15 protein-coding genes are annotated in these 22,333 nt (G+C 72.6%); 9 read left to right on the forward strand and 6 right to left on the reverse strand.

Annotation, left to right across the window (positions count from 1 at the left end; all coding sequences use genetic code 11):
• Window positions 1-5: 5 nt before the first annotated feature.
• Both AC07FT_RS04695 and AC07FT_RS04700 read right to left on the reverse strand, forming a co-directional pair.
• Complete coding sequence (locus tag AC07FT_RS04695) at window positions 6-968, reverse strand: TIGR03619 family F420-dependent LLM class oxidoreductase (protein WP_479173923.1); 963 nt, start codon at window positions 966-968, stop codon at window positions 6-8.
• Window positions 969-1,165: 197 nt separating this feature from the next.
• On the reverse strand, window positions 1,166-2,392 hold the full coding sequence (locus tag AC07FT_RS04700) for an amidohydrolase family protein (protein ID WP_479173925.1): 1,227 nt from the start codon (window positions 2,390-2,392) through the stop codon (window positions 1,166-1,168).
• A gap of 169 nt (window positions 2,393-2,561) precedes the next feature.
• Here AC07FT_RS04700 and AC07FT_RS04705 point away from each other — a divergent pair, with 169 nt between their 5' ends.
• The 5 genes from AC07FT_RS04705 to AC07FT_RS04725 all read left to right on the forward strand — a co-directional run bounded on the left by AC07FT_RS04705 (window position 2,562) and on the right by AC07FT_RS04725 (window position 12,439).
• Window positions 2,562-5,183, forward strand: coding sequence for an ATP-binding protein (locus AC07FT_RS04705; protein WP_479173926.1), 2,622 nt, complete (start codon window positions 2,562-2,564; stop codon window positions 5,181-5,183).
• 89 nt (window positions 5,184-5,272) lie between these two features.
• Window positions 5,273-8,227 (forward strand): SARP-family global regulator AfsR, encoded by a 2,955-nt coding sequence (gene afsR, locus AC07FT_RS04710; RefSeq protein ID WP_479173928.1) that lies wholly within the window; start codon window positions 5,273-5,275, stop codon window positions 8,225-8,227.
• Window positions 8,228-8,405: 178 nt separating this feature from the next.
• Entirely contained in the window at window positions 8,406-11,333 is a 2,928-nt protein-coding gene (afsR, locus tag AC07FT_RS04715; protein WP_479173929.1) for an SARP-family global regulator AfsR, read from the forward strand.
• A 204-nt stretch (window positions 11,334-11,537) separates the two neighbouring features.
• Window positions 11,538-11,834, forward strand: a complete 297-nt coding sequence (locus tag AC07FT_RS04720; protein ID WP_479173931.1) for a hypothetical protein — start codon at window positions 11,538-11,540, stop codon at window positions 11,832-11,834.
• 407 nt (window positions 11,835-12,241) lie between these two features.
• Complete coding sequence (locus tag AC07FT_RS04725; protein WP_479173933.1) at window positions 12,242-12,439, forward strand: hypothetical protein; 198 nt, start codon at window positions 12,242-12,244, stop codon at window positions 12,437-12,439.
• A gap of 158 nt (window positions 12,440-12,597) precedes the next feature.
• On the opposite strand, the gene AC07FT_RS04730 is transcribed toward AC07FT_RS04725, so the two are convergent.
• The gene (locus AC07FT_RS04730) at window positions 12,598-14,184 is read right to left on the reverse strand and encodes a FadD3 family acyl-CoA ligase (protein WP_479173935.1); all 1,587 of its coding nucleotides are present in this window, start codon (window positions 14,182-14,184) and stop codon (window positions 12,598-12,600) included.
• Window positions 14,185-14,321: 137 nt separating this feature from the next.
• Between AC07FT_RS04730 and AC07FT_RS04735 the strand changes: the two genes are divergently transcribed.
• Genes AC07FT_RS04735 through AC07FT_RS04745 form a run of 3 tightly spaced genes read left to right on the forward strand, consistent with a single transcriptional unit; the run spans window position 14,322 to window position 16,682 of the window.
• Complete coding sequence (locus tag AC07FT_RS04735; RefSeq protein ID WP_471203343.1) at window positions 14,322-15,473, forward strand: lipid-transfer protein; 1,152 nt, start codon at window positions 14,322-14,324, stop codon at window positions 15,471-15,473.
• Window positions 15,474-15,477: 4 nt separating this feature from the next.
• Entirely contained in the window at window positions 15,478-15,918 is a 441-nt protein-coding gene (locus tag AC07FT_RS04740) for a Zn-ribbon domain-containing OB-fold protein (protein WP_479173937.1), read from the forward strand.
• Window positions 15,915-16,682: an enoyl-CoA hydratase/isomerase family protein gene (locus AC07FT_RS04745; protein WP_479173939.1), complete on the forward strand. Its 768-nt coding sequence runs from the start codon at window positions 15,915-15,917 to the stop codon at window positions 16,680-16,682. Before AC07FT_RS04740 ends, AC07FT_RS04745 begins: the two co-directional genes overlap by 4 nt.
• Before the next feature lie 34 nt (window positions 16,683-16,716).
• On the opposite strand, the gene AC07FT_RS04750 is transcribed toward AC07FT_RS04745, so the two are convergent.
• From AC07FT_RS04750 to AC07FT_RS04760, 3 genes are all read right to left on the reverse strand, one after another.
• Complete coding sequence (locus tag AC07FT_RS04750; RefSeq protein WP_471203349.1) at window positions 16,717-17,295, reverse strand: hypothetical protein; 579 nt, start codon at window positions 17,293-17,295, stop codon at window positions 16,717-16,719.
• A 175-nt stretch (window positions 17,296-17,470) separates the two neighbouring features.
• Window positions 17,471-20,095, reverse strand: a complete 2,625-nt coding sequence (afsK, locus tag AC07FT_RS04755) for a protein serine/threonine kinase AfsK (protein WP_479173941.1) — start codon at window positions 20,093-20,095, stop codon at window positions 17,471-17,473.
• 197 nt (window positions 20,096-20,292) lie between these two features.
• Window positions 20,293-21,162, reverse strand: a complete 870-nt coding sequence (locus AC07FT_RS04760; RefSeq protein ID WP_479173943.1) for a VOC family protein — start codon at window positions 21,160-21,162, stop codon at window positions 20,293-20,295.
• Window positions 21,163-21,507: 345 nt separating this feature from the next.
• Here AC07FT_RS04760 and AC07FT_RS04765 point away from each other — a divergent pair, with 345 nt between their 5' ends.
• A complete protein-coding gene (locus AC07FT_RS04765) occupies window positions 21,508-22,155 on the forward strand; it encodes a TetR family transcriptional regulator (RefSeq protein ID WP_479173945.1) in 648 nt (215 codons plus the stop codon).
• Window positions 22,156-22,333: the final 178 nt, after the last annotated feature.

Consider the following 22,333-nt stretch of genomic DNA (forward strand, 5'->3'; position numbering starts at 1 on the left):
CCCGGTCAGTCGTTGAGGTGCGGAGCGACATCGGCGGCGAACGCCGCCATCTGGTCCAGGAGTTCGGCCCGGCCCCGGCTGCGGAACCGCACCTGGATCTGGTCGACCCCCATGGCCGCGTACGCGCGCAGCGACTCGGCCAGCCGGTCCGGGACGCCGCTCAGCGTCCGCCGCCCCACCTCCCAGCCGGGCGGGCCCACGTACAGCGGTTCGGTGATGGCCCCGATCTCCAGCGGCTCCGCGCATTCGGGATCCTCCTCGGCCGCCCCCTCGCGCAGCACGCGCAACCGGGCGATCTGGCCCGGCAGCAGTTCCCGGGGGTCGCCCTGCGGCAGCCAGCCGTCACCGCGGACCGCTGCCCGGCGCACCGCGGCGGGCGAGGAGCCGCCCACCCAGATCGGCGGACGCGGGCTCTGCACCGGACGCGGCGCCACCGCGAGACCGCTGAAGGTGAACCACTCACCGCGGAAGTCGGGGAACTCCTCCGGCCCCAGCAGGGCCTTGAGCGCGTCGATCGACTCGTCCAGCAGCGGTCCGCGCGCGGCGAAGTCCACGCCGAGCGCGTCGAACTCCTCCCGTACGTGTCCGGCGCCGACCCCGAGGACCAGCCGTCCGCCGGAGAGGTGGTCGAGCGTGGCGTACTGCTTGGCGTTGAGCAGTGGATGGCGCAGCGCGGCCACCGCGACATGACTGAGCAGCCGGATCCGCTCGGTGGCCGCGGCGAGCGCGCCGAGGGTGGCCACCGGGTCGTACCAGACGGTGCCCATCACCCCGGCCAGCCGGCGCGGGATCGCGACGTGGTCGCAGACGGCGAGATAGGCGAAGCCGAGCCGGTCGGCGGCGCGGGCGAGCGCGAGCAGATCGGCCGGGCCCGCCGCCGCCTCCCAGGGCTCGGCGTAGAGAGTGCTCTGCGACTGGACCGGAAGCTGCATTCCGTAACTGAGCCGCCCCGAGGGCAGGACGCGCATGGCGTGCCTCCTTGTCGGTGGACCGCCATCGTCGTATCTGACGGTCCATCAGACAAGGCCCCCGCCCGCACCGGGACGACGGGGGGGCGGTGCCGCCACCGCGACGGGGGACGCCGCCACCGCCGTGGCCGGGACGCCACCGGCCGCAACCGGCCGCGCCCGGCCGCGCCCCGGACCGGGCTCACCGGCTCATCGGCTCAGGAACCCGGCCCCACCCACAGCCCCTCGTCCGTCAGCCCCAGCAGTTCGATGGCATTGCCGCGGACGATCCGCTCGACCACGTCCGGCGCCAGATGGCCCATCTGCGCCTCGCCGACCTCGCGGGACTTGGGCCAGGTGGAGTCGGAGTGCGGGTAGTCCGTCTCGTACAGGACGTTGCCCACCCCGATCGCGTCGAGGTTACGCAGCCCGAAGGCGTCGTCGAAGAAGCATCCGTACACATGCTCCGCGAACAGCTCCGACGGCGGCCGCAGCACCTTGTCGGCCACCCCGCCCCAGCCGCGGTTCTCCTCCCAGACCACGTCGGCGCGCTCCAGGATGTACGGGATCCAGCCGATCTGACCCTCGGCGTACATGATCCGGAGGTTGGGGAAGCGCTCGAACTTCCCGCTCATCAGCCAGTCGACCATCGAGAAGCAGCAGTTGGCGAAGGTGATGGTGGACCCGACCGCCGGGGGCGCGTCCGCGGAGGTCGAGGGCATCCGCGAGGACGAGCCGATGTGCATGGCGATGACCGTGCCGGTCTCGTCGCACGCGGCGAAGAACGGATCCCAGTCGTCGGTGTGGACGGAGGGCAGCCCCAGGTTCGGGGGTATCTCCGAGAAACACACGGCCCGCACCCCGCGCGCCGCGTTCCGCCGCACCTCGGCCGCGGCCAGTTCCGCGTCCCACAGCGGGATGATGGTGAGCGGGATCAGCCGCCCCCGCGCCTCGGGGCCGCACCACTCCTCCACCATCCAGTCGTTGTAGGCCCGCACCCCCAGCAGCCCCAGCTCACGGTCCCGGGCCTCGGTGAAGGTCTGCCCGCAGAAGCGGGGGAAGGTGGGGAAGCAGAGCGCGGACTGCACGTGGTTGACGTCCATGTCCGCCAGCCGGTCGGGCACCGAGTAGGAGCCGGGCCGCATCTGTTCGTAGGTGATGGCCTCCAGCCGGACCTCGTCGCGGTCGTACCCGACCGCCGTGTCCAGCCGCGTCAGCGGCCGCCTCAGTTCCTCGTACACCCACCAGTCCGCGAGTGGTCCGTCGTCCCCGGGCGCGCCCATCTTCGGCGCGAACCGGCCCCCGACGAAGGTCATTTCCTTCAGCGGCGCGCGGACGATGCGCGGGGCGGTGTCGCGGTACTTCGACGGGAGGCGGTCCCGCCAGACGTGAGGGGGTTCGACCGTGTGGTCGTCCACCGAAATGATCTTGGGGAAGCTCTCCATGGATGTCACGGTAGCGCCGATCTGACGGATCGTCAGCTATGCCGGAGAGGTGCCCACCGGCGCACGGGCGCGCGCCACCCGGCACGCGCACAAACCTCCCTTTGCTGACGATTGAGCCACCGACACGGCAGACTGGCTGTACAGCGAGCACGTACGCGGGGGGCACACCATGGTCGGCGACAAGCGACTGGGGCGGCGGGGGGAAACAGCCGCGCCGGGACCGGACAGCTCCTGGCCCCGCGGGGAGTCGGACCTCGCCCTCGTCGAGGACAGGATCGAACTGGAGTTGGAGAGCGGGCGCCACACCGAGGTCGTCTCGGAGCTGACCGCCCTCTCGGCCACCCACCCCCTTCGGGAGCGGCTGCGCGAGCTGCTGATGCTGGCCCTGTACCGCGGCGGACGCCAGGCCGAGGCGCTGGCCGTCTACGCCGACACCCGGCGGCTGCTCGCCGAGGAGTGCGACCGACCCCCGGGAGAGTCCCTGGCCCGGCTCAAGCAGCGCATCCTCGACGGCGACGACGGGCTGGCCGTCCCGACGGGCAAGAGCCCCGGCACCGCCCACGGAAGCGGAGCCTCCGTCGTGCGCCCCGCCCAGCTCCCCGCAGCGGTGGCCGACTTCACCGGCCGCGCCGAAGTGGTCCGGGAGATCGGCGGACGACTCACCGCACCCCCCGGCACACCCTCAGCCGTACTGGCCGTCGCGGGCACCGGAGGGATCGGCAAGACCGCGCTGGCCGTCCATGTCGCCCACGGCGCGCGGTCTCACTTCCCCGACGGCCAGCTGTACGCGGACCTCCGGGGAACCGGCGGCGCCCCGGCCGACCCGGAGTCCGTCCTGGGCGCCTTCCTGCGGGCGCTGGGCACCCCCGACTCCGCGATCCCCGACGGCGTCGAGAAGCGCTCCGCCCTCTACCGCGCGGCCCTCGGCACCCGCCGGGTCCTCGTGCTGCTCGACAACGCCCGCGACGCCGCCCAGATACGCCCGCTGCTCCCGGACGGGGCACCGGGCTGCGCCGCCCTGATCACCGGACGTGCGCGGATGGCGGGGGTGCCGGGAGCCCATCTGATAGACCTCGATGTACTGAACCCTGCGGAGGCGTTCACCCTCTTCGCCCAGATCGTGAGCGAGGAACGCGCCACGGTCGAGCGCCCGGCCGTCATGGAGGTGGTGGCGGCCTGTGGCTTCCTGCCGCTGGCGATCCGGATCGCCGCCTCCCGGCTCGCCTCCCGCCGCACCTGGACCGTCTCCACCCTCGCCCGCAAACTCGCCGACGAACGCCGCCGCCTGGACGAACTACGCGCCGGAGACCTCGCCGTCAAAGCCACCTTCGAACTCGGCTACGGACAACTCGAACCCCAACAAGCCCGCGCCTTCCGCCTCCTCGGCCTCGCCGAAGGACCCGACATCTCCCTCACCGCCGCGGCAGCCACCCTCGACCTGGACGCCGGGCCCACCGAGGACCTGCTGTCCTCGCTCATGGGCATCTCACTCCTGGAGTCCGCGGTCCCCGGCCGCTACCGCTTCCACGACCTCGTACGGCTCTACGCGCGCGAGTGCGCCGGCCGGGACGCCCGTCCGCCGGAGGAGGGGGACACCGCGCTCTCCCGGCGGCTGGACTTCTACCTGGCCACCGCGGCACGGGTCTACGCCCTGGAGCGCCCCGGCGACCGCACCGTCGACCACCTCGCGCACACCGACCACCCCGGGCTCTCCTTCGACTCCTCGGCCACCGCACTGGACTGGCTGTTCACCGAGGCCGACTGTCTGATCGCCTGCGCCCGGCAGTGCACCGGAGAGACCACCCGGGGCCGTGCGGCCGACCTGCTCATGGCCACCCTCGACCTCGCCGAGTCCGGCGCCAAGTCGCCGCAGTACGAGGCCGCCGCCCGGACGATCAGCGAGGCGGCCCACGCGGCGGCCGACTCGCGCACCGAGGCCCGCGCCCGGTCGGCGCTGGGCCATCTCTACAGCTTCACCGGCCGGTTCGACCAGGCCGTGCTGGAACTGCGAAGGGCCCTGGAGCTGCTCGGCCGGGATCCGCTGGTGGCCTGCCGCGCGCCGAACCGGCTCGGGATCATCAGCATGGGCGAGGGCCATCACGAGGACGCCGAGAGGCTGATGTACCAGGCGCTCGACGCCTTCCGCGCGGACGCCAACGAACCCGGCGAGGCCAGCGCCCTGTCCAACCTCGCCCGTCTCCACCTCAACACCGGTCGTACCCAGGCCGGGGTGGAACTGGCCGAACAGGCACTGTCGATCTACCGGCGGCTCGGCGCCCCGCTGCGCCTGGCCAACGGCATGTACGTCCTCGGGATCGCCCTCACCCGCACCGGCCGGACGAACGAGGCCCTGACCCTGCTGAACCAGGCGCTGGAGCTGTTCCGCAAGGCGCGGCAGTCCCTGTGGGAGGGGATGACCCACCTCCGGCTGGCCGAGGCCCTGCTGGCCGCCGACCGGCCCGCCCGTGCGGCCCAGCACGCCGAACGTGCCCTGACCCTCGGCGGCCTCGGCGGTGAGTGGCGGCGCGCCTCCATCCTGACGGTGCTGGGAAAGGCCCTGATCGCGACCGCGCAGACCGACCGCGCCCGCGAGTGCTGGCGCGAGGCCGGAGCAATCTACGAGCGGCTGCGCTCCCCGGAGCTGACCGAGATACGCCGGCTGCTGGGCGCGTGCGTCCCGCTGCTGCCGCCCGGGGCGGGGAGCGGGATCCCGATGACCCGGGATCCGCTGCGGGAGGCCGCCCCCTGGTCCAGCGGCCTCGGCCGTCCCGACGGGCCGGCTCCGCTGTGACCCCCGGCGGCACGGGACGCGACCGCCGGGCGGAGTCCCGGGCACGGCAGACTGGCCCCGCGGGGTCGAGAACGGCAGGCAGGGAGACCATGGCCGGTGACAACGGGCAACTGCACGAGCGGCCCTTACGGTTCGCGGTGCTCGGACCCGTCCGGGCCTGGCGCGGTGACGAAGCGCTCACCACCGGTTCACCGCAGCAGCGCGCGCTGCTCGCCGCGCTCCTGCTGCGCGGCGGACGCACCGCCACGGCGGCCGAGCTGGTGGACGGACTGTGGGGGGACGATCCGCCGGACGCGGCCATCGCCACCCTGCGCACCTACGCCTCCCGGCTCCGCCGGGCCTTCGGGCCGGACGCGGAGATCCTGGTGAGCGAATCCGGCGGCTACGCGATCCGGGCCGACGCGGACGCGCTGGACGCGGCGCGTGCCGAGCGCCTGGCCACCGAGGCGGAGCGCGCCCACCACCGCGGCGACCGCGCCCGCGCGCACGGCCTCATCACCGAGGCGCTCGCCCTCTGGGACGGCCAACCGCTCATCGGGGTGCCCGGCCCGTTCGCGGAGACCCAGCGGGTACGGCTGGAGGAGCGGCGACTGTCCTTCCTGGAGACCCGGCTCGACCTCGATCTCGCCCTGGGCCACCACGCCGAGGCGGTCTCCGAGCTCACCGGCCTCACCGCCGCCCATCCGCTTCGGGAGCGGCTGCGCGAGCTGCTGATGCTCGCCCTGTACCGCGGCGGACGCCAGGCCGAGGCGCTCGCCGTCTACGCCGACACCCGGCGGCTGCTCGCCGAGGAGCTGGGTGTGGACCCCCGTCCCGAACTCAGCGAGCTGCACTCGCGCATCCGCCGGGCGGACCCGGGGCTCACCCCGCTGTCCGGCGTCGATGAGCGGTCGGCCGGGCCCACCCTGCTCCGGCCCGCCCAGCTCCCCCTCGTCACCCCCGAGTTCACCATGCGGGCGACCTTCGCCACCCAGCTGCGCGAGCAGCTGACCTGCGGGAGTGTCATGGCCGTGTCAGCAGTCGCGGGGATCGGCGGGGTCGGCAAGACCACACTCGCCGTCTACGTGGCCCACCACACCCGTCACCACTTCCCCGACGGCCAGCTCTACGTCGACCTCCAGGGCACCGACGCCGACCCCACCGAACCGGAGGCCGTGCTCGGCGCCTTCCTGCGCGCCCTCGGCATCCCCGACACCGCCGTCCCGGAGGGCCTGGACGAGCGGGCCGCGCTCTACCGCTCCACCCTCGACGGCCGCCGCGTCCTCACCCTGCTCGACAACGCCCGCGACGCCGCCCAGGTACGCCCGCTCCTCCCCGGCACCGAAGGCTGCGCGGCTCTGATCACCAGCCGCACCCGCATGGTGGACCTGGAGAGCGCCCACCTGCTCGACCTGGATGTGATGAGTCCCGACGAGGGGCTGCTCCTCTTCACCCGGATCGTCGGCGAGGAACGGGTGGAAACCGAACCCAAGGCCGCCACGGACGTGGTGGCGGCCTGTGGCTTCCTGCCGCTCGCCCTGCGCATCGCCGCCTCCCGGCTGGCCTCCCGGACCGGCTGGACGGTGGCCACCCTCGCCCGTGAACTGGCCGACGAGCGCCGCCGTCTGACCGAGCTGCGCGCCGGGGATCTCGCCGTCGAGGCCACCTTCGAGCTGGGCTACGGACAACTCCACCCCGAACAGGCACGCGCCTTCCGCCTGCTGGGGATCGCGGAAGGGCCCGACATCTCCGCCGCCGCGGCGGCGGCCCTGCTCGACCTCGACCCGTACGACGCCGAGGAGCTGATCGAGGCCCTCGTCGACACCTCCCTGCTGGAGTCCCCCGCGCCCGGCCGCTACCGCTTCCACGATCTGGTCCGGCTCTACGCGCGCGACCGCGCCGAGCGCGACCAGCCCGCCGCCGACCGGCACGCCGCCCTCGCCCGGCTGATGGATTTCTACCTGGCGACGGCGGCACGGGTCTACGCGCTGGAGCGGCCCGGGGACCGCACCGTGGACCATCTGGCGCCGACCGGCCACCCGGGTCTGACCTTCCCCGGCCAGGACGCGGCACTGGACTGGCTGTTCGCGGAGGCCGACGGGCTGATCGCCTGCGCCCGGCAGTGCGTCGGGAACAGCCTGCGCGGCCGGGCCGCCGACCTGCTCATGGCCACCCTCGACCTCGCCGAGTCCGGGACCAACTCCCGGCAGTACGAGGTGACCGCACGGGCGATCGCTGAGGCGGCCGGCGCGGCCGGGGACACCCGTACCGAGGCGCGCGCCCGCTTCTCGCTGGGGCACCTGTACCACTCCACCGGCCGCTTCGACCAGGCCGAACAGGAGATGCGCCGGGCACTGGAGCTGGGCACGCTGGCCGGGGACCCGATGCTGGCGTCCCGCGTCCCCAACCAGCGCGGCATCATCGCCTGCTACCAGGGCCACTTCGCCCGTGCCGAGGACCATCTCGTGCAGGCGCTCGACGCCTTCCGCGCGGACGCCAACGAACCCGGCGAGGCCAGCGCGCTGTCCAACCTCGCCCGCCTCCACCTCGACACCGGCCGCACCCGGGCCGGGGTGGAACTGGCCGAACAGGCACTGTCGATGTACCAGCGGCTCGGCGCCCCGCTGCGGCTCGCCAACGGCATGTACGTCCTCGGGATCGCCCTCACCCGCACCGGCCGGACCGACGAGGCGCTGAGCAGGCTCACGCACGCGCTGCGGATTTTCGGCGAGAATCGTCAGCCGTTGTGGGAAGGGATGACACATTTCCGGCTGGCCGAAACCCATCTCGCCGCGGAGCGCCCGGCCCCGGCGGCGGAGCACGCCGAACGCGCCCTGGCCCTCGGCGGCCTCGGCGGCGAAGGGCGCCGCGCTGCCTTCCTCACTCTGCTGGGGAAGGCGCTGAACGCGATGCGACAGCGGGACCGGGCGCGGGAGTGCTGGCGGGAGGCGCGGACCATCTACGAACGGCTGGGCTCATCGGAGATCCACGAGGTGGACCGCCTGATGGCCGGAGGAGGGAACCCAGGGGCCGATCGATCGGACGTCATTCTCGGCCAGGGGTAGCCCGGTTGATCACGGTGCAGCATGGCTGAAACACCCAGCACGATCTGATGGAACGGCAACTGAGGTCAGGCCGCCAACTCTGGCAGACCCTGTGGAGAGGACAGGCCCCTACTGACGTAAGGGGCGCCGACAAGGCAAACTGACCCGTGCGACCGGGAAGCACAGGCAGGGGGAGACCATGGCCGGCGGCAAGGAGCAGGTGCGGGAGCAGCCCTTGCGCTTCACCGTGCTCGGACCCGTCCGGGGCTGGGAGGGCGAGGAGCCGCTCACCACGGGTTCACCGCAGCAGCGTGCGCTGCTCGCCGCGCTGCTGCTGCGCGGCGGCCGCACCGTCACCGCCCCGGAGCTGGTGGACGGGCTGTGGGGCGAGGACCCGCCGGACGCGGCCATCGCCGCCCTGCGCACCTACGCCTCCCGGCTCCGCAAGGCGTTCGGCGGTAACGCGGACATCCTGGTGAGCGAATCCGGCGGTTACGCGATCCGGGTCGGCCTGGGTGCCCTCGATATCGATGTCGCCGAGCAGCTGGCCACCGAGGCGGAGAAGGCACAGCACTCCGGGGACCGCGTACGCGCCCGCGAACTGCTCGCCCAGGCCCTCGACCTGTGGGAGGGCGAGCCGCTGGCCGGGGTACCGGGTCCGTACGCCGAGACGCAGCGCGTCCGGATCTCGGAATTCCATCTGGGACTCATCGAGGCCCGGCTGGAGCTGGACCTCGAACTCGGCCACCACACCGAGGCGGTCTCCGAACTGACCGCGCTCACCGTCGCCCATCCGCTGCGCGAGCGGCTGCGCGAGCTGCTCATGCTTGCCCTGTACCGCGGCGGACGCCAGGCCGAGGCACTCGCCGTCTACGCCGACACCCGTGCGCTGCTCGCCGAGGAACTCGGGGTCGATCCCTGCCCGGAGCTCTCCGAACTGCACTCCCGCATCCTCCAGGCCGACGCGGCGCTGGCCGCCCCGGTGGAGACGGCCGAGACCCAGCTGACCGGGGCGGTCTTCGTACGTCCCGCCCAGCTGCCCGCGACCGTGGCCGACTTCACCGGCCGCACCGCCTTCGTCGATGAACTGAGTGAACATCTGACGACCGATGAGGGACGCGTCATGGCGGTGTCGGCCGTCGCGGGAATCGGCGGCGTCGGCAAGACCACGCTCGCCGTTCACGTGGCCCACACCGCCCGCACCCGGTTCCCCGACGGTCAGCTGTACGTGGATCTCCAGGGCGCGGGCCCCGTACCCGCCGAACCGGACGCCGTGCTCGGCGCGTTCCTGCGCGCCCTCGGCATCCCCGACACCGCCATTCCGGACGAACTCGAGGAGCGGGCGGCGCTCTACCGCTCCACCCTCGACGGCCGCCGCGTCCTCACCCTGCTCGACAACGCCCGCGACGCCGCCCAGGTACGCCCGCTCCTCCCCGGCACCGAAGGCTGCGCGGCTCTGATCACCAGCCGCACCCGCATGGTGGACCTGGAGAGCGCCCACCTGGTGGACCTGGATGTGATGAGCCCGGAGGAGGCACTGCTCCTCTTCACCCGGATCGTCGGCAGGGAGCGGGTGGACGCCGAGCGCAAAGCGGCGATGGACGTGGTGGCGGCCTGTGGCTTCCTGCCGCTGGCGATCCGGATCGCCGCCTCCCGGCTCGCCTCCCGCCGCACCTGGACCGTCTCCACCCTCGCCCGCAAACTCGCCGACGAACGCCGCCGCCTGGACGAACTACGCGCCGGAGACCTCGCCGTCAAAGCCACCTTCGAACTCGGCTACGGACAACTCGAACCCCAACAAGCCCGCGCCTTCCGCCTCCTCGGCCTCGCCGAAGGACCCGACATCTCCCTCACCGCCGCGGCCGCCCTGCTCGACCTCGACCCGTACGACGCCGAGGAGCTGATGGAGGCCCTCGTCGACACCTCGCTGCTCGAGTCCGCAGCGCCCGGCCGCTACCGCTTCCACGATCTGGTCCGGCTCTACGCGCGTGACTGCGCCGAGCGCGACCAGCCCCCGGCCGACCGCCAGTCGGCACTGTCCCGGCTGCTGGACTTCTACCTCGCCATGGCCTCCCGGGTGTACGGGATGGAGCGCCCAGGCGACCGGATGGTGGACCACCTGGCGCCCACCGAGCACCCCGGGGTGGACTTCGCCTCCCAGGACGCCGCCCTCGACTGGCTGTTCACCGAGGCCGACTGCCTGCTGGCCTGTGCCCAGCAGTGTGCCTCCGGGGCCACTCTGCGCCGGGCGGCCGACCTCCTGATGGCGGCCGCCGACGTCGCCGAGTCCGGGGCCAACGCGCGCCGCTACGAACTGGTCGCCACGGTGGTGAGCAAGGCCGCCCACGACGCCGGGGACCACCAGGCCGAGGGACGGGCGCAGACCTCGCTGACCCATGCGCTCAGTCTGGGGGCGAAGTACGCGCTCGCGGAGGAGGAGGCCAAGCGGGCCATGATGCTGGGGATGGCCACGAAGGACCCGGTCCCCACCACACGCGTGCCCAACCAGCGCGGCATCATCGCCCTCAACCTGCGCCGGTACGAGGAGGCGGAGGCCCATCTCCTCCAGGCCATCGGCGGGTTCCGCGAGGACCGCAACCGGCCGGGCGAGGCGAGCGCGCTGTGCAACCTCTCCCGGGTGCACACCGCGCAGGGCCGCACCACCACCGCGGTCGAACTGGCCCAGCAGGGCGTGGACATCTACCAGGCACTGGGGCATGTGCTGCGGCTGGCCAACGGCAAGTACGCGCTGGGCATGGCGCTCACCCGCGCCGACCGCTCCGTGGAGGCCGTGGAGCGGCTGACCGAGGCGCTCGCCCTCTTCCGGGAGACCCGTCAGCCGCTGTGGGAGGGCATGGTCCACCAGCGGCTCGCCGAGGCCCATCTGGGAGCGCACCGGCCCGACCGGGCGGCGGCCCATGCGGAGCAGGCCCTGGCCCTGCGGGGTATCGGCGGGGAGTGGCGGCGGGCCATCGTGCTCACCGTGCTCGGCCGTGCCCTGCTGGAGATCGGGCAGACCGGCCGCGCCGAGGCGTGCTGGCAGGAGGCGCTGGCCATTCACGAGGGGCTGGGCACCGCCGAGGCGGACGAGGTGCGGGTGCTGCTGGCCCCCGCTCCGACCGCATAACGGCTCGACGCGCCCCCGTTCATCAATCGTTTATCGCCGGACGCCAGGCTTAGTGCAGTCGATCCGTCCCCGCGGGGGGCAGGCGGGTCGGTTGTCAGGCCCCCACCGTAAGGTGAGCGGCTCTGAGGCGCCTGTCCGGCGACCCACGGGGGAGTCGCCGGGCGGGCGTCGCACACCCCGCCAACCAAGAGGAAGTTGAGTGCGATGAGCGAATCCAAGAAGCCCGAGTCCGACGCCTACCGGCCCATGGACGAGCACTCGCCGGTTCCGAAGCCCTTGACGACCAAGGACGAGCACTCTCCGGCGCCTCCACAGCTGGCCACCAAGGACGAGCACTGGCCCGCCCCGCCCAAGCTGGTCGCGGGTGACGAGCACTCGCCGGCACCGCCGAAGGTCACGGCCGCCGGTGGCGAGGGTGAGGGTGAGGGTGCCGATCCCAGCGCCATCCGAACCCAGGACGAGCACTCGCCCACTCCCCCGCCGCTGGCGGGCAAGGGGTAGAGCGGCACACGAGGAGCATCACCACGAGACCTCAACCACCGCTTCTCGGAGCGGTGGTTGACGGGAGCGGCCGTTGAGGGGGGCGGTCGCACCATGCAACACAGCACCACCACGGGGGAACAACGGGGGAACAACGAGGGGGGACAACGGGGGAACCACCAACGGGGGATTCACCACGGGGGACACGACGGGGGCCGGGCGCCGACGACGGGGAGGGGATGCCGTCGGCGATCGGTCCCCTTCGCGCGCGCCGGAATATGCACGTCCGCAAACCGCGTAGGCCGGGACACCTCTTTTCGCGCCAGACTTCTGGCCGTTTCCTGCCACTTGGCCGAACATGAGTACGTCCCGGCCATTCATTTGCATTATGGAATGGCAATTTGAGCCCCGCACGGAGGTGCCTGGAAATGTCTCGTACCCGCAAGACCTTTGTCATAGCTGCCCTTTCGGCAGCACTGGCCGCAGGATTCGCCGCACCGGCGATGGCCGGCACGATGACCCTCGCCGATGACCACGCCCCGGTGATCAGCGCCTCGGCCGGGAACGGTGCGGATGTCGCGTTCTCCCCCATGGACGACCACGCCCCCGCCCCCGACCCCCGCTGACGCACCCCGCGTCCGCACCGCTCTCTCTCCCGGCCGGCTCGGCCCTGGCACCGACACCGGTGCCACGGTCCGCGAAGGGCTCTCGAAGCGCCGGAAACAGCCGGCCGTGAGAGGAGTCCCGTACGCGACCGCATACGGCCTTCCCGGCGCGCCCCGTCTCAGCGCGCCCGCAGTGCCGTCTTGAGCACCTTCCCGCCGGCGTTGCGCGGCAGGGCGGCCAGGAACTCCACCTGCCGGGGCACCTTGTAGTTCGCCATCTCCCGTCGCGACCAGGCGATCAGATCGTCCGCGGTCAGCGTGGCCCCGGGGCGGCGGACGGCGTACGCCTTGGCCACCTCGCCCAGCCGGGGGTCAGGGATGCCGATCACGGCCACGTCGGCCACATCCGGGTGGCGCGCGATCAGCCGCTCGATCTCGGCGGGATAGGCGTTGAAGCCGCCGACGATGAACATGTCCTTGATCCGGTCGGTGATCCGGAGATTGCCCCCGGGGTCCAGCACCCCGATGTCACCGGTCCGCAGCCAGCCGTCCGGGGTGATCGCGCGGGCGGTGGCCCTCTCGTCCTCGAAGTAGCCCCGCATCACGTGGTAGCCGCGGACCAGGACCTCGCCCGGGGTGTCCGGCGGCAGCGCGGCACCGTTCGGCCCGACCACCTTGATCTCGGTGTCCGGGATGGCACGTCCGGAGGTGCCCGAGACGGTCTCCGGGGGATCGCCGCGACGGCACATGCTGACCGTGCCGGACGCCTCCGACAGCCCGTAGGCGGTCAGTACGGTGGCGATGCCCAGTTCACCGCGGAGCCGGTCCACCAGTTCCCGCGGGACGACGGAGGCGCCGGTCACCACCAGGCGCAGCGCTGACAGGTCATGGGCCGCGCGCGCCGGATGGTCCAGGAGCGACTGGTGGAGGGTGGGCGGTCCGGGCAGCACGCTGATGCGTTCGGCCGCGATGTTGGCGAGCGCTGTCTCCACGCCGAACACCGGCTGCGGCACCATCGTGGCGCCGCGCAGCAGACAGGCGATGATCCCGGCCTTGTAGCCGAAGGTGTGGAAGAACGGGTTGACGATGAGGTAGCGGTCGCCCGGCACCAGCCCGGCGATCTCGCTCCAGTGGCGGTAGACCCGTACGGTCTGGGCGTGGGTGATCACCACACCCTTGGGTTCGCCGGTGGTGCCCGAGGTGAAGGTGATGTCGGAGGGGTCGTCGGGGCGTATCGCGTCCGCCCGGTCCCGTACCGCCGAGTCCGGCACGCCGGCACCGGTGGCCAGGAACTCCTTCCAGGTGCGGAAGTCGTCCGGGGCGTCATCGGCGAGGACGACCACCTCCCGCAGTTCCGGGAGGCCCGGGAGCGGACCGTCGCCCGGCCCCTGGCCGGCCGCCCTGCGCAGCGATGCCACGTAGGAGGTGCCCAGGAAGGTACCGGTGACGAACAGATGGGTGGCGCGGGTGCGGCGCAGTACGTACGCGGCCTCGGCGCCCTTGAAGCGGGTGTTGACCGGGACCAGCACCCCGCCCGCGGTGACCGCGCCCAGCGCCGCCACGATCCAGTCGGTGGTGTTGGGTGCCCAGACCGCGATCCGGTCGCCGGGTGCCACGCCCGAGGCGAGGCAGGCCGCGGCGGCCCGTTCGATCCGCGCGCCCAGCTCCGCGTAGGAGATCCGGGAGCGTCCCTCGACCACGGCCTCGTCCGTGCCGTACCGACCGGCCGCCGTCCGCACCAGCGCCGGGATGGTGTCCTCCGCCATGAGCCGCCTCCCGCCGGGCCGCGCCCGGACCTCACCAGCAGACCGATAGCTGACTGTCCGTCAGATTAGCGGTACCCTTCCCCGCTGTCAGCACCGGTGACCGCGGGCACCGGGGAACCTCGACCACGGAGGTGGCGATGGCGGCGACCCTGAAAGACGCGACGGCGATAGCCGGGATCGGCCGGACGCCCTTCGCCAGACGGCTCCCCGAGTCCGAGAAGGCCCTGGCCTGCCGGGCGATCCTCGCCGCGCTGGACGACGCCGGGATCGCCCCGTCCGAGGTGGACGCCTTCGCCTCGTACACCATGGAGGAGACCGACGAGGTCGAGGTCGCCAAGGCGATCGGCGCCGGGGAGGTGACCTTCTTCGCCAAGGCCGGTTACGGCGGCGGTGGTTCCTGTGCCACCGTCGCCCATCTCGCCGCCGCCATCGCCACCGGACAGGCCGAGGTCGGCGTGGCCTGGCGCTCCCGCAAACGCGGCAGCGGACCGCGGCCGTGGACCAACACCCGGGCCCAGCTGCCGACCCCGGGACAGTGGACCCGGCCGTACGGGCTGCTGCGCCCCGCCGACGAGATCGGGATGCTGGCCCGGCGCTATATGCACGAGTACGGCGCCACCCGCGACCACTTCTTCAACGTCGCCCTGGCCTGCCGCAACCGGGCCAACCAGAACCCGGCCGCGATGATGTACGAACGCCCCCTGACCCGCGAGATGTATATGACCGCGCGCTGGATCAGCGAACCGCTGTGCCTGTTCGACAACTGTCTGGAGACGGACGGCGCACTGGCCTGCGTGGTGGTCTCCGCCGAGCGGGCGCGCGACTGCCGGCGGCGCCCCGTCTACGTCCACTCCGTCGCACAGGGGCTGCCCGCCCAGCACCACGGGATGGTCAACTACTGGAACGACGACCCGCTCTCCGGCCCTTCCTGGACCGCCGCCCGCCGACTGTGGAAGAGCGCCGACTTCGGACCGCAGGACGTGGACGTGGCCCAGATCTACGACGCCTTCACCGCCCTGATCCCGCTGTCGCTGGAGGGGTACGGCTTCTGCGGGCGGGGCGAGGGCGCCGCGTTCACCGAGGGCGGCGCGCTGGAGATCGGCGGACGGCTGCCGCTCAACACCGGCGGCGGCGGGCTCAGCGAGGCGTACGTCCACGGTTTCAACCTGATCACCGAGGGGGTCAGCCAGTTGCGCGGCACCAGCACCGCACAGGTCCCCGGCGCCACCACCTGCCTGGTCACGGCGGGTGAGGGGGTTCCCACATCCGCCCTGCTGCTGAGGAGTTGAGCGTATGTCGGCCGAACTGCTCCAGCCCGTCCCGGACGAGGACGGCGCACCCTTCTTCGACTACGCGGCGCGCGGCGAACTGCGCGTCCAGACCTGCGCCGGCTGTGCCGTGCCGCGGTTCCCGCCACGGCCCTGCTGCCCGTCCTGCCAGTCCTTCGAGCACCGGTGGAAGCGGACCAGCGGCCGTGGCCGGATCTGGTCCTATGTCCTGCCCCATCCGCCGCTGCTGCCCGGCTATGCCGCGCAGGCCCCCTACAACGTGGTGCTGGTGGAGCTGGCCGAACATCCGCGGATCCGGCTGGTGGGAAATGTCGTCGCGTCCGCCGACGCCCCGCTGGACTCGGTGGACCCCGGGCGGATCCGGATCGGCGCCCCGGTCAGGGCGGTCTTCCACCGGCCCGCGGACGGACCGGCCATGGTGCGCTGGCTGTTGGAGCGGCCGTGACGGTATGTGTCAGGACCGGGGAGGACGGTGTCGCGGTGGTCACCCTGGACCGCCCCGCACGGCACAACGCCATCGACCTGGAGACCGCCGGTGAACTGATCGCCGTCTGGCGCCGCTTCCGCTTCGAGGAGTCGGTCCGCGCCGTGGTGCTCACCGGCGCGGGCGGCCGGGCCTTCTGCACCGGGATCGACCGCTCGGCCGAGGTGCCGCAGCCGCCGTCGCCCTACGCCCTGGACGATCCGCTGCGCACGGTCGGTCCGAAGACGAACGACCTGTGGAAACCGGTGGTCGCGGCGGTGGCCGGAATGGCCTGCGGCGGGGCGTTCTACCTGCTGGGCGAGGCCGAGTTCATCGTCGCCGACGAGACCGCGGCCTTCTTCGACCCGCACACCAGCTATGGCATGGTCAGCGCCTACGAGGCCGTCCTCATGGCCCAGCGGATGCCGTTCGGCGAGGTCGCGCGGATGGCGCTGATGGGCACCGCGGAGCGGGTCTCGGCCCGGCGGGCGTATGAGACGGGCCTGGTGAGTGAGGTGGTTCCGGCCGGCGAGGCCACGGCGGCGGCCGTGCGCGCCGCCTCCGTCCTGGCGTCGTACCCGACGGAGGCGGTGCAGGGGACGGTACGGGCGCTGTGGACGGCCAAGGAGGCCGCACTGCACCAGGCGCTCGCCCACGCCCCGCAGCTGATCGCGCTGGGGAACCTGCCGCCGGAGCGCCAGGCCGCGCGGTTCGCGGCCCGTACGCCCGGCTTCCGGCTCCGCTGACGCGGCGGTCGGACCGATGGCCGGTCCACCCGGTTCAGCTGGCCGGGGACTTGCTGGCCGAGCTGACCTGGCAGGTGTACTGGGTCCGCTTGGTGATGGTGTAGCTGTCGCTGGCGGTGAGGGTCTCGCTCTGGCCCGGCAGCACGGTCACATAGGTGCTGTCGTAGCCGAGCAGCCCCTCGCCCACGTACTCGTTCCAGCTCACGCTGACCGAGTAGCGGAAGCTGCGGCTGGGGTCGGTGTTGGTGACCTTCACGTCGTACTTGAACTGCCCGGTGGACTGGTCGTAGCGGCAGTTGGAGCCGCTGGTCTCGGTCGTGGCGTCCGGGTTGTAGGTGGCCGGCGGGGAGTAGCTGTACGAGCTGGACGGGGACGGGTAGCCCGGGGAGTACGACGATCCGCCCGACGAGATCCCCGAGGGCAGGTCGGTGGGCACACCGCTGGGCAGACCGCTGGGGTCGGACGCCGGGGAGTCACCGCCGCTGCCACCGGAGCTGAAGCCGCCCAGCCCACCGCCGTGGCTGCTGCTGCCCCGGCCCTTCTTCCCGCATCCGGTGAGCGCCATCAGCCCGATGAGGGTGACGGCGAGCAGGCGTACAGAACGGCGTTGCATGGAATTCTCCCCCGTTGAACGGCACAAACAAGCCAACCGGACGTCAGTTGACAAGTGCACGCCACCCTAGCAACGGCACTTCCTACCCCAAAGTCACATCGGGGTCCGGCCCGGCTCCTGGTAGGCGGAGACGATCTCGTCCGTCACTGCGGTTCCGGGCGGACGAGACCGTTCCTCAGGGGCGGTTGGCCGGAGGCCGGGACTGCCCGGTGCCCTTCACCGCGTCCAGCGCGTAGACACAGCGGTCCTTGCTGCACGCGTACACCACACCCCCGGCGGCCACCGGGGACCCGGTGATCTCACCGCCGGTGGCCAGTTTCCAGCGCAGCTGCCCGCCCGCCGCGTCCACCGTGTAGAGACAGTGGTCGGCCGAACCGAAGTGGACGCGCCCGTCCGCGACGACCGGGGAGCCGATGACCTCGCCGCCGGCGGCGAACCGCCACTTGGGGGTGCCGGTGACCGCGTCGAGGGTGTACAGCGCGCTGCCGCTGCCCAGATGCACCGAACCGTCGGCGACCAGCACCGGTTCGATCGACTGGCGCGACTCGGTGGCGATCCGCCAGCGGTCGCGGCCGTTCGCCGCGTCCAGCGCGTAGACCGTGCCGAGGTAGTCGGCGATGTAGATACCGCCGCCGGTCACCGCGGGCCCCGGTGCGTACGCGGGCGCGCACAGGAAGACGGCGGGCGCCTCGAAGCGCCACCGCACCTCGCCGCGCGCGATGTCGATGGCCAGCACCCGGGTTCCGGCGGTGACGTAGACGACGCCGTCGGGCGCCGACAGCAGCCGCATCGGCACCCCGCCACAGGACGCCGCGTCACCGATCGGGTAGGACCAGCGCTCCGCGCCGGTGCGCGCCTCCAGGGCGCGCAGCCGCGCGTCCGCCCACACATAGACCGTGCCGTCGTGGATGACCGGCCCGGACTCGGGCGTCTCGAAGTCCGTCTGGAGGCCCTGCTTCTCCCACAGCAACTCGCCGTTGGCCGCCTCCCACGCCTGGACGCCGCCGCCACGGGTGCCGGTGATCACCGTGCCGCGGTCCACCGTGAGCGAGTAGACCCAGCCGTCGGTGGACAGCCGCCAGCGCTCGGCGCCGTCCTCCGCGTCCAGCGCGTAGAGCGTCGGACCGTCGGAGGCGTGGATCCGGCCGTTGGCCACGGCCATCGCCCAGGCCACGTCACGGGTCTTGAACTGCCGCCGCCCGGTGCCCACATCCAGCGCGTGCACCTCGAAGGAGGTGACATAGAGCAGATTACCGGCGACGGCCGGAGTGCCCCAGACGTCATTGGACATCCGGAACCGCCAGGGCCGCCAGCGCCCGGGGGCACCCGCGCCGCCCGGTCCGTCGGCCGCGTCGGCGGACGCCGCGTGGGACGGCGGCGGCACGGCGGCCGTGGCCGCGGCCTCCCCGCCGTTCACCCCGCCGGTGGTCATACCCTCGGGCGGGCGCACCCAGCCGGTGGCGGGGCCGGTGTCCTGCCGCGCCTGCGGATCGCGGGTGTCGGCGGCCCGCAGGCCGGGCCCGATCGGCACCTGTGAACCGGGCAGCCGCACCGCGCCGTCGGTCGCGGCGGGCAGGGGCGCGGACGGTACGGCGGAGGACGGTCCGGCGGGGGCGGCGTGCCGCCCGGGGCCGATGGAGCCCAGCGCGCTCGGCGGGCTCGCGGCCTCCGGGGCGCGCAGCCCACCGCGCGGGTCCCCGACGCCCACCGGCTCCCAGCCGCCCGCGCCGCCGGGCGACGCCGCTCCGGCTCCGGCGGACTGGGCGTAGGAGGGCGGCGGTGCGGGCGGACGCTCCGGTGGCAGCGGAGCCGCGGCGCGCCCGGCACCACCGCTGCCACCGCTCGGGGCGGACCGGCCGCCACCGGCCGCGGGGCGCGCGACGGAGCCGCCGCGCACCTGGTTGCGCCCGCTGCGCTTGCGCTCGATGAGCGCGACGGCGCCGCCGGGCAGCCAGGCCGAGGCCGTACCGCTGTCATCGGCGTTGGAGGCGAAGAGGTGTGGGGCCAGCTGCGACTGGAGGTCCGCCGGGGAGGGCCGGCGGTCCGCCTCCATCTGCATGCACGACTCGATCAGCGGCCGCAGCTCATCGGGGAGTCCGGTCAGGTCCGGTCCCTCGCGCAGCAGCATGAACACGGTCTCCACCGGGTTGGCCCCGTGGAAGGGGGCGTGTCCGGTGGCCGCGAAGGTCAGGGTCGAGCCGAGCGAGAAGATGTCGCTCGCGCCCGTCACACTGCGTGAGTCACGCGCCTGCTCGGGCGACATGTAGGCCGGGGTACCGACGGCGACGTTGGTCATCGTCAGCCGGGTGTTCGAGACACCGGAGGCGATACCGAAGTCGATCACGCGCGGGCCGTCCTCGACGACCAGGACGTTCGACGGCTTCAGATCCCGGTGGACCAGCCCCGCGCCATGGATGGACTGCAGCGCCTCGGCGACTCCGGCCGCCAGCCAGCGCACCGCCTGGGCGGGCATCGGTCCGCACTCGTTGACGATCTCCTCGAGGGAGGGCGCGGGGACGTAGGCCGTGGCCAGCCAGGGCACCGCCGCGCGCGGATCGGCGTCGACCACCGCCGCCGTGTAGAAGCCGCTGACCGCGCGGGCCGCCTCCACCTCGCGGGTGAACCGGACGCGGAACAGCTGGTCCTCGGCGAGCTCGGTCCGCACCGTCTTGATCGCGACCCGTCGGCCCGATGCCGAGCGGGCCAGATAGACCAGCCCCATGCCGCCCGCGCCGAGCCGACCGAGCACCTCGAAAGGGCCGATCCGCCTCGGATCGTGCTGCGTCAGCTGCTCCACCACTTGCCTGCCACCTCCCCGTGGGGGCTTGGAAAAGTACAGCCCCGTGCAGCGTCTCACCGACAAACCGTCCGGCGGCACGCATCCTGCATTCTCTCTGGCGAAGGCGGCGGTTGCGAACCCGGGGGCGAATCGTCGTGTCATCGGGCGATACGGAGCCGGGCACCGCCCCGTTCGACGGCACGGCCGCCACCTCGCTCTCAGCCCGGTCCCGCCCTGCTCTCCGGGTCGGAGGGGCCGGTCGCCGAGGTGTCGATCACGGCGAAGACCGCGCCCTGATTGTCCGCAAGGACCGCGAAACGCCCGTACGGCGTATCTTCGGGGTCATTGAGAACTCGCCCGCCCAGCCGGTGGGCCGTGCGCAGCGCCTGGTCGCAGTCCGCCACCACAAAGTACGTGAGGAAATGTGCGGGCAGTTCGGCCGGGTACCGCTCGCCGATCACGACCCGTCCGCCGATCGCGTGCCGGGCCCCGGTGGGCTCACCGCGCGGGGACCAGAGGACGAGATCGGGAGCGGCGGCCGGGGCATGGGCGTCCCGGGGCTCGCCGGGGCCGGTGTCGCGGGCCCCGCGCACACTGACGGGCTCCATGCCGTACCCGAAGACCGCCCGGTAGAAGGAGTCGACCGGCCTGGGCTGCCGGGTGTGGACCTCGGTCCAGCCGTACGAGCCCGGGGTGCCGCGCCGTGCGAAGCCGGGGTGGCTGCCCGCCTGCCACAGTCCGAAGACCGCGCCGCCCGGGTCCGCGGCGGTGGCCATCACACAGGAGTCGTCGATCCACACCGGCGGGGCGATCACCCGGCCGCCCGCCTCGCGGATCCGGGCGGCGGTCGCGGCGGCGTCCCTGGTGGCGAAGTAGATGTTCCAGACGGTCGGCATCCGCCCGTCGGGCTTGGGCACGAGCCCCGCGACGTCCTTCCCGCCGAGCAGGGCGCGGGTGTACGAGCCGTAGTCCGTGGTCCGCTCGTCGAAGGTCCAGCCGAACAGTCCGCCGTAGAACCGCTTGCCCGCCTCGAGGTCGGGAAGCATCGCGTCCGCCCAGCAGGGCACGCCTTCGGCGAATGCGGCCATGTCCCGGATCCTCCCGCGTCCTCCTGTGGGGAGCGTTCTTCCCCTCTTGCCACGCTAACGGGGGATCGCTCCCCGCGCCCGCTCCGGAATTCTCACCTTTCGGCCAATCCCGGACCGCCGCCGCCGGATTCCGCGCAGCTCATCCACCATCGTTATCCACAGGCTGTTGATAACACGAATCACTCGTGTGGGTGAGCGGCTTCTCCGGGGGGTCTCCCGACGGAAAGCGACCGGAATAAGCCATTCCGACCTGCTGAGGAGGCCCGACAAACCCTCTCATCCCTCGCTAACCCCATTTGCACGCAGCCGAATCGCGCTCTGATCACCCCTCGGTAAGCTGACGGCATGACAGGACAAGTACGCACCGTCGACGGGCGGGTGGCCGGTCGCCGCGGGCAGGCGACACGGCAGAAGCTGCTCGACTGCCTCAGCGAGATGCTCAGCTCATCCCCGTACCGAGATGTCAAGGTCATCGATGTCGCACGCAAGGCAGGGACCTCGCCGGCGACGTTCTACCAGTACTTCCCCGACGTCGAGGGCGCCGTCCTCGAGCTCGCGGAGGAGATGGCCAAGGAGGGCGCGGGGCTGACCGATCTGGTCGCCGGTCGCTCCTGGGCCGGGAAGTCCGGCGCACAGGCGGCGGAGGACCTGGTCGACGGCTTCCTCTCGTTCTGGCGCAAACACGACGCCATCCTGCGGGTGGTCGACCTGGGAGCGGCCGAGGGCGACAAGCGGTTCTACAAGATCCGCATGAAGATCCTCAACGCCGTGACCAACTCCCTGACGGACGCCGTCAAGGACCTCCAGGCCAAGGGCCGGATCGACAAGAGCGTCAGCGCCGCGGCGGTCGCGGGCACGCTCGTCGCGATGCTGGCCGCCGTCGCCGCGCACCAGAAGGGCTTCCAGAGCTGGGGCGTGAAGCAGGCCGAGCTGAAGCCGAACCTGGCCTATGTCGTCCACCTCGGTATCACCGGCCGGAAGCCGGCCAAATAGCCGTCTGATGCACCGCGCGCCGGTCCGGCCGACCGGCGGGCCAGCACGTCCTGTCACGCCGCGGGGGGGGGGGGGGGGGGGGGGGGGGGATGCCGCCGCTTCCCCCATGTCTCCAGATGGAAAGGGGGGGGCAAGACGGCAGAGGCCCCCCAAGCATCTGTCCGCTATCTCGGGAGGC

Source organism: Streptomyces sp. NPDC045899, assembly GCF_056431485.1.

Bases quoted from the DNA above. Each gene is read 5' to 3' on its own strand.
- AC07FT_RS04695 (WP_479173923.1), bottom strand. From the start codon at position 968: ATGCGCGTCCTGCCCTCGGGGCGGCTCAGTTACGGAATGCAGCTTCCG.
- AC07FT_RS04700 (WP_479173925.1), bottom strand. From the start codon at position 2,392: ATGGAGAGCTTCCCCAAGATCATTTCGGTGGACGACCACACGGTCGAA.
- AC07FT_RS04705 (WP_479173926.1), top strand. From the start codon at position 2,562: ATGGTCGGCGACAAGCGACTGGGGCGGCGGGGGGAAACAGCCGCGCCG.
- afsR (WP_479173928.1), top strand. From the start codon at position 5,273: ATGGCCGGTGACAACGGGCAACTGCACGAGCGGCCCTTACGGTTCGCG.
- afsR (WP_479173929.1), top strand. From the start codon at position 8,406: ATGGCCGGCGGCAAGGAGCAGGTGCGGGAGCAGCCCTTGCGCTTCACC.
- AC07FT_RS04720 (WP_479173931.1), top strand. From the start codon at position 11,538: ATGAGCGAATCCAAGAAGCCCGAGTCCGACGCCTACCGGCCCATGGAC.
- AC07FT_RS04725 (WP_479173933.1), top strand. From the start codon at position 12,242: ATGTCTCGTACCCGCAAGACCTTTGTCATAGCTGCCCTTTCGGCAGCA.
- AC07FT_RS04730 (WP_479173935.1), bottom strand. From the start codon at position 14,184: ATGGCGGAGGACACCATCCCGGCGCTGGTGCGGACGGCGGCCGGTCGG.
- AC07FT_RS04735 (WP_471203343.1), top strand. From the start codon at position 14,322: ATGGCGGCGACCCTGAAAGACGCGACGGCGATAGCCGGGATCGGCCGG.
- AC07FT_RS04740 (WP_479173937.1), top strand. From the start codon at position 15,478: ATGTCGGCCGAACTGCTCCAGCCCGTCCCGGACGAGGACGGCGCACCC.
- AC07FT_RS04750 (WP_471203349.1), bottom strand. From the start codon at position 17,295: ATGCAACGCCGTTCTGTACGCCTGCTCGCCGTCACCCTCATCGGGCTG.
- AC07FT_RS04760 (WP_479173943.1), bottom strand. From the start codon at position 21,162: ATGGCCGCATTCGCCGAAGGCGTGCCCTGCTGGGCGGACGCGATGCTT.
- AC07FT_RS04765 (WP_479173945.1), top strand. From the start codon at position 21,508: ATGACAGGACAAGTACGCACCGTCGACGGGCGGGTGGCCGGTCGCCGC.